We start from the raw sequence: 13,164 nt of genomic DNA, 5'->3' as shown, positions 1-13,164 counted from the left end.
TGTGGTTTATGCTGCGGAAATGGCCAACGACGGCAGAGCACGACGGCGCGCGACCGGACACTTCCGGTTGCGCACCCAGGTGCTGCTGCTGCAGATCGTGATCGTCGCGGTGACCCTCGCCGCCGCCTTCGCGGTATTCGGCTACGTCAGCGGTCAACGGCTCAACGATCAGTACGGACAGCGCGCGCTCGCCATCGCGCGCAGCATCGCCGCCGAACCGGTGGTGCGCGCGGAAGTCGCCCGATACGCACCCGGCACGGTGACCCCCGAACTGCGGCCCCAGCTCACCGCGGGACCACTGGAGCGGATCGCCATCGATACGACCCAGCGCACCGGCGCACTGTTCGTGGTGATCACCGACGATGCCGGAATCCGGTTGGCACATCCGGACCAGGCGCGCCTGACCGAACATGTGAGTACCGATCCCTCGGAGGCGCTGGCGGGCCGGGAGGTGATCGTCAAGGAGCGCGGTACGCTCGGACCTTCGGTGCGCGCGAAAGTTCCTGTGGTGGAACTCGATTCGAATCACACTGTCGGTGCGGTGAGCGTCGGCATCTCGACCACCGCGATTCGCGGGCAATTGCTCTCCGATCTGCGCATCGCGGCGCTGTTGATCGCGGTGGCGCTGCTGATCGGCGTCGCGGGATCGGCATTTCTGGCGCGGCGGTGGCGCGGGTTGACGCTCGGACTCGAACCCGCCGAACTGACCGAACTCGTCCAAGGTCAGGCGGCGGTGCTGCACGGCATCGGCCGCGGTGTGCTCGCCGTCGATTCCGCTTGGCGCACAACGTTTGTCAATGACGAGGCGCGGCGGCTGCTCGGTATCAGCGCCGATATCGGCAAGCCGGTCGACGAGATCGGTTTGACGCCACGGGTGCTGGAGGTTTTCCGTGCGCTCGACGAACAACCGACACCCGCCACCATCGGCTCGCATATCGTGGTGGTCGCGGCCCACCCAGTCGCCCGCGAAGGGCGCGATCTCGGTGCCGTTCTCACCGTGCGTGATCGCACCGATGTGGAGGCACTGACCCGCCAACTCGATGCGGTGCAGTCGATGAGTACCGTGCTGCGTGCCCAGCGCCACGAGTTCTCCAACAAGATGCACCTGCTCAGCGGCCTGCTGCACAGTGGGCGAACCGAGGAGGCGTCCCATGTCATCGACGAGTTGATCGGCGCGGGCCCGCTCGGCGCGGCGACGCCCGGCATCGATGCGATCCATGACGCGTATCTGCAGGCCTTCCTCGCGGCCAAGGCGGCGCATTCGCGCGAGAGCGGCGTCGAACTCGTACTCGGACCGAATACCTGGGTGGACGGCAATCTCGCCGAACCCGTCGATGTCACCACGGTGCTCGGCAATCTGCTCGACAATGCGATCGAGGCGGCACGCGTCGCCGACAATCCCACCAAACAGGTGGAAGTCGAACTGGTGCAGGAGGATTCGATACTGCACATCGCGGTCGCGGACAGTGGTGACGGTGTCGCACCCGAATTGATCGACACCCTGTTCACCGAGGGCACCTCCACCCGCGAGGATCGGGGCGTGCCGGGCGGGCGCGGTATCGGCCTCGCGCTGATCCGCCAGATCGCTCGCGTGTACGGCGGCGATGTCCGGCTGGCCAGTGCGCGCGGTGGTGCACCACCGCTCACCGGCGCCGAATTCATCGCCCGAATCCCCGGAGTGCTAGTAGACAGCGAAATGCCATGGCCGCAACAGATCTGACCGTGCTGGTGGTGGACGACGACTTTCGCGTGGCCAATCTGCACGCCGGAATCGTCGAATCCATCGCGGGTTTCACCGTCGCGGGCACCGCGAACACCCTGGCCGCCGCGCACGAACTCAACGCCGCCCATGCGATCGACCTGGCGCTGGTCGATGTGTTTCTGCCCGACGGTTCGGGCATCGATCTGGTGCGCGAATTACATTGCGAAGCCATGGTTTTGACGGCGGCCACCGAGAGCACCACCGTCCGAGCCGCATTCACTGCCGGCGCGCTCGCATATTTGGTGAAACCCTTCCCACATACCATGCTCGCGGCCCGCTTGGCCGGTTACGCCCGCTACCGCCGCACCCTCGCCGCACCGCAGGTCGATAACGCGGGCATCGAAGCCGCACTCCAAGCGCTGCGCCCGATCTCGACGCCCACCGCCACTCCTGTCATCGCCTCCCCCACCAAAGACCTTGTCCTGCACACCGTCCTCGAGGCCACCGCACCGCTGTCCGCCGCCGAGGTAGCCACCGCCATCGGCATCTCGCGCGCCACCGCCCAGCGCTACCTCGCCGCCCTGGCCGCCGCGGGCAGCGTTCGGATGCGTCTGCGCTACGGCACCACCGGCCGCCCCGAACAGGAGTACACCGCCATACCGCGCCGCTGACTGCCCTGTCGATCTCGACCGAAATCAGAGACACTAACATTAGGCGTGCCTAACCTTAATTGGGTTGGGTGAGTTGTGTGCGAGTGAGGATCGACAATGCGGGACCGTGATGTGCGGTGGGGCCGATGACGGCACTGGTGGGCGGGCTGCGTACCCGACGCGGTTTCGCGATCCGGACGGTTGCCGCCTGCGCCGCGCTCGCGATGGCGATCTGGTTGTCGACCCGATTGCACTGCGCACCGGCGCTGCACCATGCGGCCTTGCTCATCCACCTGGCATCGCTGGTCCTAGGCTTCGGCGCGGTGCTGGTGGTGGACTATTTCGCCGTGGCCTGGGTCCTGCGCCGCATGCCCCTGCGCGACATGCTGACCGTCGCCGACCGCCTCCAACTGCCCATCTGGCTCGGCGTCATCGGTCTGGTCGCCAGCGGGGTGCTCCTCGAACCGAATATTGCCAACCACACCACCCAGACCAAAATGGCGCTGGTCGTGGTCCTGACGCTGAACGGTCTACAAGCATCCGCCTTCACCGACCGAGTCGCGGCCCGCGGCGGCATCCTCGACCGAGCATTGACCGCCCGCGGCACGCTGACGCTTCTCATCTCCCAGGCATGCTGGTGGGGCGCGCTCTGGATCGGCTTCTGGAACACCACCAACCGCGCGTAATCCTGGCGCTGGTACCGCTCAGCGCGACGCTCGCTCCTCCCGCGGCCGAGGCACCGGTAGCGTCGGAGCGATGAGCAGCCTGCAGGTCGCCATAGTCGGGTACGGATTGGCCGGGTCGGTATTCCATGCGCCGCTGATCGCCGCGCAGCCGAGAATGCGGGTGGCGGCGGTGGTCACGGGGTCGTCCGAGCGGGCGGAGCAGGCGCGGCGCGAGCATCCCGGGGTGCGGGTACTGACGCATGCGGCGGAATTATTCGCCGAACCGGCCGGTATCGATCTCGTGGTTATCGCGACGCCGAATGCGACGCACGCGCCGCTGGCGCGGCAGGCCTTGGATGCCGGGCTGCCGGTGGTCGTCGACAAGCCGTTCGCGGTGAGCGTGGCCGAGGGCGAAGAGCTGATCGCGCGAGCCGACCGCGCCGGGCTGGTGCTGTCGGTATTCCAGAACCGGCGCTGGGATGGCGATTTCCTGACCGTTCGACAGCTGATCGCGGACGGGCGGCTCGGTGAAGTGCGCCGTTTCGAGTCCCGGTTCGAGCGGTGGCGTCCGGTGCCGAAGGGCGGCTGGCGCGAGGTCGGTTCCGCCGATGAGGGCGCCGGACTGCTGTTCGATCTCGGCAGTCACCTGATCGACCAGGCGGTGACGCTATTCGGCCCGGTGCGCACGGTGTACGGCGAGCTGGACCGGCGGCGGCCGAGTATCCAGACCGATGACGATGCCTTCGTCGCCCTCACCCACGCCTCGGGTGTGCGATCCCATCTGTGGATGAGCGCGGTAACACCGCGGCTGGGGCCGCGCTTTCGGGTGCTCGGTTCCGAAGCCGGTTACCTCACTGACGGATTGGATCCGCAGGAGGAAGCGCTGCGGTCCGGCCATCGGCCAGGTGACGGTCCCTGGGGCACAATCGAACCCGAGCGGTGGGGTTTGCTGGGCGCGGAACCCGTTGCCGAACCGGTCCCCACGATCGCGGGCGACTACCCCGCGTTCTACCACGGCATGGCCGCCGCACTCCTGGACGGCGCACCCGTTCCGGTCGACCCACGCGACGCCGTCACGACCCTGCGATTGCTCGACGCCGCACGCAGATCGGCGGGTCTAGGCGAGCTCGTCAGCATCTGACCGTCTCGCGACGACTCAGCGAAGCTCGCCGCGGCCGGTTAAGGTGCGGCGGTGCAAACAGCGGAATTCGTCGAGCGCGGAGCCTCCATCGCGGACCGGCTCACCACAACCCAGGCCGCACCACCGTGGTGGTTGGTCCTCGCGACCGCTGCCGCGGCCCTGATAATGGTCGGATACAGCCCGCTGTGGCGGATCACCCGCAATGTGGTCACCATCGCGCACGAAGGCGGTCATGCACTGACCGCGCTGCTCACCGGCCGCAGGCTCAACAGCATCACACTGCACTCCGACACCTCGGGCTTGACCGTATCGAGCGGAAAACCCTACGGCCTCGGCATGATTCTGACCGCGATGGCGGGCTATCCATCGCCACCGCTGCTCGGTCTCGGCTTCGCCGCCCTGCTCGGCGCCAACCGGATCACCCTCATGCTCTGGACCGCGATCGCCTTGCTCGCCGCCGTCCTGATCAAGGTACGCAATATCTACGGACTGCTGACCGTATTCGGCGTGGGCGCTATCGTCTTCGCCGTGTCCTGGTTCGGAACCGATACGGTGCAGGCCGGTTTCGCCTACCTCGGCGCGTGGTTCCTACTGCTCGCGGGCACTCGGCCGGTGATCGAATTACAGCGCGGGCGGGTGCGCCGCTGGAATATGCCGCAGGGTGCGGACTCCGATGCCGATCAGCTCGCCCGGCTCACTCACATCCCGGGGCTGATCTGGGTATTCGTCTTCGGCGCCATCGCGGTGGCCGCGCTGGTCGGCGGGGCACTGTTGCTTTCCGAGGCCGCGGGTGTCTGTATTCCCAATGTCTCCGGCGGTACCTGCGCCACACCGACCCTGCCGACCAGATAGCGCCGGTACGCCGCCAAACACAGCACGAGCCACAGCGCGCCGATACACCAGCCGCCGAGCACATCGGTCGGCCAGTGCACGCCCAGATACCAGCGGGAAAGACCAACGGCCACCACGAATACCGCCGCGGCGGTCACGGCGATGCGACGGACGGCCGGACGGTGCAATCGCGAAAGCACCAGTGCGGCAAGGAGTCCGACCACCACCATCGTTCCGAGACTGTGTCCGGACGGAAAAGCCTGATTGGTCGCGGTGACGAGGTGGTCCGCCGCAGGCGGGCGAGTACGCCCGACGACATGCTTACCGACCACGACGAGCACGCCCGCACCGATGGAGGCGACACCGGCCAGCACCACCTCCGGCCACCGCCGACGCCAGGCAAGCACCAGACAGAGGACCACCGCCAACGCGGTCATCGCCGGCGTGCCACCCAAGTCGCTGATCCCGATCGCGACCGGCGTCACCAGCCCGGTACGCCGCTGGACCACCCAATCGATACCCGGCTGATCGATCGCGGTGATGCCACCGTGCCCGAGCACACTGCCGACGATGCCGACAACCGCCGCGGTCAGCACCACGATGCCCCATATCGGTAGCTGGCGATTCGTCATACCCTCACGATGCCAGCCCGCAGCTGTGAGATTGCTGAGTGTCCCGCGGGGGACCGCCGGACATACCGATCCGATGTCGTAGGGTATTGGCCGTGAATCGATGGCCGGACCACGCCAGCACTGGACCGGACGAGCACTCGCCAGTGGCGGCGTTGGCTCGCACCCTGATCGACGCGATATGCGACACCATCGCAGGCTGGTTGCATCCGCTCGCGGGCGCGGCGACGGTACCACTGCTGCTGCTCACCCCGCTGGTCGTGCTCGGTGTGGCCTGGCTGGCGACCCGAGTGGTGCGGCGACGCACGAACAGCTGAGTCAGCTCGACTCCCAGGCGGCTATCGCCGCGCGGACCAGTTCGGCGGGATTCGCGATCGCGTCCACGGTGATGCCGAATTCATCCAGGGCCAATGGCTGCAATGCGGCGAGCTGCGAGTCCAGCAATGTCGCGGGCATGAAATGGCCGCGACGGGTCTGCATTCGGTGGGCCAGTTCCGCGCGCGATGCGGACAGGTGAACGAAAAATGTCTCCGGTGCGGCCGCCCGCAGCCGGTCACGGTAGCCGCGCTTCAGCGCCGAGCAGCTGACCACCCCACCGCGCTCGCGCCGCTCCCCCAGCCATGCGGCCACGATATCGAGCCACGGCGCGCGATCCGCATCCGTCAGTGGCACACCGGCCGCCATCTTCTCGATATTCGCGGCCGGATGGAAATCGTCACCCTCGGCATATTCGACCCGCAGTGTCTCGGCAAGCAGAGCACCGACCGTGGACTTGCCACATCCGGAGACGCCCATGACGACGACAACCGGCCGATCGGGTCCACCCGTCATCGAATCGCTGCGCGGTGCTGCCGCCATGTGGCCTCCAGTGACTTGCCGGGCACCCGCGACCCTATCGGTAGCCCGCACTATGACGCCGCGTGGACGCGAGTCTCGGCTACCTTGTCGTGCCGGCCCTGTCGGGTGACATGATCGAAATACGGCGACACCGCACCGGCCACACCCCGAATACCGCACAGCACGCTCGGAATACGAGCGTCGCCCAGCGAAGCAAGGCCGCCGCACCGCCGATACCTTCGCCCGGCGCGGCGGTGTTCCCGTCAGAACTGAATGTCACCGAGGTCGCCGCGGCACCACAGTTCACAGGCGTGCGGGTGGGCTGCGGACGCGCACGATCGGTGCGGTCCCCCAGTCGGATGGTGTGGTCCTCGCCCGCCGGGGCGAGCGACGTGGCGCGCATCAGACCCGACCAACAAGATCAATCTCGAGCGGGCACCATGGTCAGCATGGAACTACGCATCTTCACCGAACCGCAGCAGGGTGCGAGCTACGACACGCTGCTCACCGTCGCCAAAGCCACCGAGGATCTGGGTTTCGACGCGTTCTTTCGCTCCGACCACTATCTGGCCATGGGCGGCATCGATGGCCTGCCCGGTCCGACCGATGCCTGGCTCACCCTGGCCGGGCTGGCCAGGGAAACCGAGCGCATCCGGCTCGGCACTCTGGTGACAGCCGCCACCTTCCGGCTGCCGGGACCACTGGCCATCCAGGTCGCCCAGGTCGATCAGATGTCCGGTGGCCGAGTCGAATTCGGACTGGGCAGCGGCTGGTTCGCCGAGGAACATGCCGCCTACGGCATCCCGTTCCCGCAGGACAAGTTCACCAGGTTCGAGGAGCAGCTGGCGATCATCACCGGCCTGTGGGCGACGAAGGTCGGCGATAAGTTCACCTTCGACGGCGCGCACTACCAGATCAAGGACTCTCCCGCGCTGCCGAAGCCGGTGCAGGATCCGGTTCCAGTGCTGATCGGCGGGCATGGTGCGACGCGCACCCCGCGCCTGGCCGCCACCTACGCGACCGAATTCAATATGCCCTTCGGCTCGCTCGAAGATAGCGCCCGCCAGTTCGATCGCGTGCGCGCCGCCGCCGAGGCTTGCGGCCGCCGCCCCGACGATCTGATCTACTCCAATGCCCTGGTGGCCTGTGTCGGTGCCTCCGATGCCGAGGTGGCGCGCCGGGCCGCCGCCATCGGCCGCGAGGTCGAGGAGCTGAAGACCAACGGGCTCGCGGGCTCCCCCGCCGAGGTCGTCGACAAGATCGCCCGCTACGCCGAGATCGGCGCGTCCCGTATCTATCTCCAGATCCTCGACCTCGACGATCTGGCGCACCTGGAACTCATTGCGGCCCAGGTGATGTCACAGCTCTAGACCGTCCACGGCGGCGGCCTCGTTGCGGGATAGATCGGTGCCAAGGTTCGCAGCCGCGCGATCGACATCATCCTCGTCGGCGCCGCCCATTTCGATGGCGGCGCTGTCGGAGGACAGCGCCTCGACGTTGAGGCACAGCGACTGGAGTTCCTTCAGGAGCACCTCGAGCGACTCCGGAGTGCCCGGCTCCGGAATGTTCTCGCCCATGACGATCGCCTCATACACCTGCACGCGACCGACCACGCCGTCGGACGGCTGCCGGGTAATCATCGAGTACGGACCGGTCGAACGGGCGTGGATCTTGTCGTCGACCAGGTGGTGCGGCTTCAGGATGTACATTTCGGCATGTCGACCGTCAGGCGATGGGCAGGTTCGTCGGCAGATTGACGAAGCTCGGCGCATCCGGATCGAGTCGCAGGTATTGCGGCTTGAGCTCGGTGTTGTTGAGCATCGGCCCGAAAGCCAATGCCTTCGGCGCGTTTCCGGCGAAGACATCCACCCGCAGCCGGTGGCCGGGCAGCAGAACGGCCTGGGTCGGGATGACCGCGATATCCAGTGTCACGGGCTTTCCCGGCGCGACGGGCAGCATGCTGTCCAGGGTAATCGGGTTGTACGGCGCAGTATAATCGCCGCTCGCCGAGCGCATACTTTTCGCCTCGTCCACCGCGCGCAGCGACGCGGTGAGCTGGCCGGTGGTCAGCACGGTCGACGTGCCGTCGGGCGAGACATCGTTGACGGTGACGTCCCAATAGCCGTCCGTCGCATCGTGAACCGCGTTCAGGTGCACATTGATCGGCCCGGAGATCACCGTCGGCTCACGCACCTGCGCACTGGTGAAGGTCAGCCCATTGCCCTCGGCGACGCGAGAGTCCTTGGCGCAGATATCGAATGGCGCGGCGATACCGGCGGAGCCCTGCGCGGCATCGCGTGAGCACGCCATGGTCACCCCGGGCGCCACCTGCAGCGCGATGTGGTCCTCCGGCTTCGTCGCCGACAGTGATCCGTCGTGCACCGCATGCTCGGCGGTATCGCTCGAAGACGCGGACAGATAGACACGCCGATGTGTGACACCGTTTTCCGGGAACTGCCCCATGGTCTTCCAGCCCGAGCCCTGCTCCCACAGCGTGATCGGCCCGAAGTTGTCGATGCCGTTATCGATGCCCTTGAGCCACTTGTCGAACCACACCCGCTGCAGCACATCCAGCCGGGGTGGCGCGCCGGCCGCACCGGTACCGGCGCCCGGATTCGCATGATAGGTATCGCCGATCAGCAACTGCTTCTCGGCCTGCGGCAGCGGAATCACGTTGTAGAGTTTGGACGCGCTATTGGCGAAGATGTCGTGCCAGCCGCCATACATGAAGGTGGGCACCGTAATTCGGTCCGGATGCCCCAGAATCCCCTGCCGGAAGTCACTGTCGTCATCGAGTGCGGCGGCCAGCGTCGTCGGCACCCGTTCCAGCGACGGGGTGAGCAGCGCTTGGGCCAGCAGGTCGGAATTGGTCGCCGGATCGGCCGCCCTGGACTGCAGCCATTTCCAGTCGAAAGTGCCGTTGAGCATCGACTGCACGTCGGGAATCAGCTTCGACTGGTTCACATTGCTCAGCCACAGCGGCAGGAACGTCGTGCCGACACCGCCACCCGGCGCGACGACATCACGCATCAGATCGCTACCCGCCTCCACTGGGAAGATGGCTTTCAGTGCGGCAGGGGCGTTTTCGGCCGCGCGCAGTTGATTGATGCCCGCATAGGAGCCGCCGCTCATCGCGACACTGCCGTTGGAAAACGGCTGGTTGGCCGCCCAGTCGATCACCTCGCGGGTGTCCAACTGTTCACGCGCACCGAGGGTGTTCCACTTGCCCTGGGAGAAGCCTGTGCCCCGGACGTCCGCGACCACCAGCGCGTACCCGCTACGGATGAGATTGCGGTCGATGCCGAGCACGGTCTGGATCATGCCGCCGTCGAGTGCGTGCATCAGTTCACCGAATCCACTGATCGGCGTACCGGACAGATTGATGCGCCGGACCATATCCATGGTGAACGGCCGCAGTCCGGGCGTCGCGAATGCCGAATCGACGAGATTGCTCATGAGCTTGGTGTACGGCGTGAGGTTCACGATCGTCGGCAACGGCTTGTCGACCACCCGCTGTGCAGCATCGACGGGCCGATACACATTGGCCTTGAGTATGACGCCGTCGCTCATACGAATAGGAACATCCCAGTCGATATGGATATCGGCGTATTCCTGCGGGCCGTCGTGCATGGCGGTCCACTGCTCACCGAGGGTGCTACCGGCGCTTTGCTCGGCGGTCGCGGAGCCACCGCCACTCGAAGCCAGTGTCACCACGGCGGCGACAACGGTCGCCAGTCGAACCGCACGCAAAAGCCCAGTTGCCACTCCATGCCCCGACAACACATGATCCCTTCTCGACTGGTACGCAGCATGTAGACACGATCGCCTGATCGACGCGCGACGACCATAGCAACCCGTTGGCGAATATCCCGCTAGCCGCGGTCCGTTCGGTTCGTCGGATGCGCTCGCGGACTCGCCGAACCAACAATGCGGCGATATCGAACCGTGACCGAGCCGCATGTCGAACTATGTCGAAACACCGATCCGCGCTCGGATCAACGGGTACACGCCAGCGGGGCTTGCTGAACCGAAAAGATCGGAAACACGCAAGCTCATCGTGGTCGATGGACGGCTATTTCTTTGTCGAGCTCGATCCGACGTTCTCGTCCACCAATCGCGAATTCTCCAAGCGCTACAACGCCATCGATAAGGTCGAGGTCTCCGACAACATCCTCGTGCGCTACGTTCCGCTCGACACCGCGAACTGAGCCGCGGCTACTTCGACAGCCCGAGACGATCCGTGATGCCGTCCAGCAGACTGGTCAGTGTCCACTCGACGGGGTCGACGTTGGTCGTGGTGGTGCGCGCGGCGATCCAGCGGGCGAAGGCCGGATAGCGACCGTCGGCGAGGATCGGGTCCAGCATCGGTTGCGCGGCGGCGGCCAACTCATCGTCGGTGTGCAGCCCGGAGCGGGCCCGCGTGCGGTTCTCTTCGGCCAGTTGCAGTGCGGCGCCGATGAGATGGCCGTCGACGGCGGCGGTGATCAGCGTCATATCGTCGGCGGCGATCCCGAGCGGTTCCAAGAGCGCGAAGCGGAAGTCGAAGTAGCGCAACGCATTCGGACCGAGCGGCGGCCTCGTATGCACGAGTTCACCGAACCAGAGGTGGCGCTGGATCACCGACCAGGTGGCCAGCGAAAGCTCTTCGAGTGCGGTGCGCCAATGGCCGGAAGCGCTCGCGGACAGTGGAATCTCGCCGTAGACGGCGTCAATCATCAAGTCGACCAGACCGTCCTTGCTCCCGACATAGCGGTACAGCGACATCGGCGTGGACGCACCGACCGCCGTCGCGATCCGCCGCATGGTCAGTGCCCGCACACCCTCGGCATCGGCCACGGTCAAAGCCGCACGCAGGATGTTCGCCCGGCTCAGCGTCGTGGTCGGTCGGCCCGGTGGTTCCGGTAGCGACCAGATCAACGGTCCGGGCGGCGACGAATCCTCGCGCATTGCCACCTCCTTGCCAGGCATTCAACCATTCGTGTACGTAGTACACATGATGTACAACGTACACGAACGACGTGTTCTCATTGTGGGCGGCGGATTGGTCGGACTATCGGCCGCGCTGTTCCTGCGTCGGCAGGGCGTGGCCACGGTGCTGGTCGAACGCAGGCCGACCACCTCACCGCAGCCCAAGGCCCGGCGCATCAATATCCGGACGATGGAACTGTTCGGCCAGCTCGGCATCGCCGACCAGGTGTTGGACGCGGCCCGCGACCTCGCGGAATACCAGCACTTCGCGGCTGGTCCGACACTCGCCCAGGCCGAACGGATCCCCTTCACGCTGCCCGGCGGTGTGCCGGACTGGTCGACCATCACCCCGGCCACCGCCTGTCTCTGCGCCCAGGATCTGCTGGAACCGGTGCTGCGGCATATCGCTGTGGCTCGCGGCTGCGATGTCCGATTCGGTGTCGAACTCACCGGCTGCGCCGACGAGCCCGAGGGCATCATTGCCACGATGCGCGCCGCCGACGGTACCGTCGAGCGGTTGCGCGCGGATTACCTGATCGCCGCCGACGGTGCCTCGAGTCCGATCCGCGAGCGGCTCGGAATTCCGCGCGATGGTCGTGGCACGCTCGGCCGAGCCGTCAATGTGTACTTCCGCGCCGATCTCGTGGAATTGGTGCGCGGCCGCGAATTCAACCTCTGCCAAATCGAGAATGCCGATACGCCAGGAGCTTTCACCTCGATCGACGGATCACAGCGCTGGATATTCACCACCACCGCGGGAATCGACCGTCCCCTGGACGAATGGCCGAACGTATTGCGAACGGCCATCGGCGTCCCGGATATCCCGATCGAGCTACTCAGCGTATTACCTTGGGAGCCGGGAATGTTCGTCGCCGAGCGATACCGTACGGGCCGCATCTTCCTAGCCGGTGACGCCGCTCATGTCATGCCGCCCTTCGCCGCCGCTGGCGCTAATAGCGGTATCGAGGACGTGCACAACCTCGCCTGGAAGTTGGCAGCCGTACTGCGCGACGGGGCCGACCCGGCACTGCTGGACACCTACCACACCGAACGCCGCCCGGTCGGCTGGTACATCGCCGACCAGTCGAGCATCCGTACCGCCGACCTGCGCACCATGAATCGCGAATCCACCGACGCCACACCACTCGCCGATCCGATCGCACTGATCCTCGGCAATCGCTATCGCGCGGGCGCGCTCATCGACGACGGCAGCCCGCACACCATGGCGCATCTCGACCTCACCGGCCAACCCGGCACCCGACTCCCCCATCACCACCTGCCCGACGGTCGCTCGACACTCGACCTCATCGGAACGTCCTGCGTCCTCTTGGTCGGCCCGCCTGGCGCGGCATGGAAGGCGGCGCGCGAGCAGTTGCCGCTGGAAATCCATGAACTGGAGCAGGATTGGCCCGAAACCGTCGGCCTCTCCCCTACCGGCGCACTCCTCGTGCGACCCGATCAGATCATTGCCTGGCGCATGCCGAGCCTGCCGAGCGATCCGGCCGCAGAGCTGCGCGCAGCCCTGGATCGCATCATGCGATCGGGTGCCTGAGGTTATTTCGGTGGTGTTCCGATCGTCTGGACTTGCTTTCCATCCCAATGGAATTGGACCGGCGTCAGGGTGCCTTCCGAACAGGCGTTGCAACTGCCGGGCGTCTTGTAGGTCACGCCGACGGTGTGAGCCGCATCCCCATCCGGGCTCCCACATGTGGGGTAGTCGTGCGGACGGTGAGTCGATAAC

General features: G+C 66.2%; 12 protein-coding genes and 2 pseudogenes. 9 read left to right on the top strand and 5 right to left on the bottom strand.

Features of this window, described 5'->3' with window-relative positions:
* Positions 1-19: 19 nt before the first annotated feature.
* The 5 genes from AB0J29_RS01195 (at position 20) to AB0J29_RS01175 (ending at position 5,010) form a co-directional block, all read left to right on the top strand.
* Positions 20-1,720 carry a sensor histidine kinase gene (locus tag AB0J29_RS01195; RefSeq protein ID WP_364777227.1) on the top strand — a complete coding sequence of 567 codons (1,701 nt, stop codon included), beginning with the start codon at positions 20-22 and terminating at the stop codon, positions 1,718-1,720.
* Positions 1,702-2,373, top strand: a complete 672-nt coding sequence (locus AB0J29_RS01190) for a response regulator (RefSeq protein WP_364777225.1) — start codon at positions 1,702-1,704, stop codon at positions 2,371-2,373. The genes AB0J29_RS01195 and AB0J29_RS01190 overlap by 19 nt, the downstream gene beginning before the upstream one ends.
* A gap of 125 nt (positions 2,374-2,498) precedes the next feature.
* Complete coding sequence (locus tag AB0J29_RS01185; RefSeq protein ID WP_364777223.1) at positions 2,499-3,038, top strand: hypothetical protein; 540 nt, start codon at positions 2,499-2,501, stop codon at positions 3,036-3,038.
* Between the two features lie 70 nt (positions 3,039-3,108).
* Positions 3,109-4,158, top strand: a complete 1,050-nt coding sequence (locus AB0J29_RS01180) for a Gfo/Idh/MocA family oxidoreductase (protein ID WP_364777221.1) — start codon at positions 3,109-3,111, stop codon at positions 4,156-4,158.
* A 51-nt stretch (positions 4,159-4,209) separates the two neighbouring features.
* Positions 4,210-5,010: a M50 family metallopeptidase gene (locus tag AB0J29_RS01175; protein WP_364777219.1), complete on the top strand. Its 801-nt coding sequence runs from the start codon at positions 4,210-4,212 to the stop codon at positions 5,008-5,010.
* 17 nt (positions 5,011-5,027) lie between these two features.
* On the opposite strand, the pseudogene AB0J29_RS01170 reads toward AB0J29_RS01175, so the two are convergent.
* Positions 5,028-5,426, bottom strand: a pseudogene (locus AB0J29_RS01170) (phosphatase PAP2 family protein); the annotation flags it as partial.
* 287 nt (positions 5,427-5,713) lie between these two features.
* Here AB0J29_RS01170 and AB0J29_RS01165 point away from each other — a divergent pair.
* A complete protein-coding gene (locus tag AB0J29_RS01165) occupies positions 5,714-5,935 on the top strand; it encodes a hypothetical protein (protein WP_364777217.1) in 222 nt (73 codons plus the stop codon).
* Between the two features lies 1 nt (position 5,936).
* Here AB0J29_RS01165 and AB0J29_RS01160 read toward each other — a convergent pair whose 3' ends face one another.
* Positions 5,937-6,449, bottom strand: a complete 513-nt coding sequence (locus AB0J29_RS01160; protein WP_364777889.1) for a gluconokinase — start codon at positions 6,447-6,449, stop codon at positions 5,937-5,939.
* A 455-nt stretch (positions 6,450-6,904) separates the two neighbouring features.
* Between AB0J29_RS01160 and AB0J29_RS01155 the strand changes: the two genes are divergently transcribed.
* Positions 6,905-7,825 carry an LLM class F420-dependent oxidoreductase gene (locus AB0J29_RS01155; RefSeq protein WP_364777886.1) on the top strand — a complete coding sequence of 307 codons (921 nt, stop codon included), beginning with the start codon at positions 6,905-6,907 and terminating at the stop codon, positions 7,823-7,825.
* Here AB0J29_RS01155 and AB0J29_RS01150 read toward each other — a convergent pair.
* Positions 7,814-8,164: pseudogene (locus AB0J29_RS01150) on the bottom strand (hypothetical protein); the annotation flags it as partial. The gene AB0J29_RS01155 and the pseudogene AB0J29_RS01150 overlap by 12 nt on opposite strands.
* 16 nt (positions 8,165-8,180) lie before the next feature.
* Positions 8,181-10,220, bottom strand: a complete 2,040-nt coding sequence (locus AB0J29_RS01145; RefSeq protein ID WP_364777215.1) for a CocE/NonD family hydrolase — start codon at positions 10,218-10,220, stop codon at positions 8,181-8,183.
* Between the two features lie 299 nt (positions 10,221-10,519).
* Between AB0J29_RS01145 and AB0J29_RS01140 the strand changes: the two genes are divergently transcribed.
* A complete protein-coding gene (locus AB0J29_RS01140) occupies positions 10,520-10,663 on the top strand; it encodes a hypothetical protein (protein WP_364777213.1) in 144 nt (47 codons plus the stop codon).
* A 7-nt stretch (positions 10,664-10,670) separates the two neighbouring features.
* Here AB0J29_RS01140 and AB0J29_RS01135 read toward each other — a convergent pair whose 3' ends face one another.
* Entirely contained in the window at positions 10,671-11,402 is a 732-nt protein-coding gene (locus AB0J29_RS01135) for a TetR/AcrR family transcriptional regulator (protein ID WP_364777211.1), read from the bottom strand.
* Between the two features lie 46 nt (positions 11,403-11,448).
* Here AB0J29_RS01135 and AB0J29_RS01130 point away from each other — a divergent pair, with 46 nt between their 5' ends.
* Positions 11,449-12,975: an FAD-dependent oxidoreductase gene (locus AB0J29_RS01130; RefSeq protein WP_364777209.1), complete on the top strand. Its 1,527-nt coding sequence runs from the start codon at positions 11,449-11,451 to the stop codon at positions 12,973-12,975.
* Positions 12,976-13,164 lie beyond the last annotated feature (189 nt).

This window comes from Nocardia sp. NPDC049707 (assembly GCF_040674855.1).
Classification (GTDB): Bacteria; Actinomycetota; Actinomycetes; order Mycobacteriales; family Mycobacteriaceae; genus Nocardia.
This window is presented reverse-complemented; position numbering and strand designations above follow the sequence as displayed.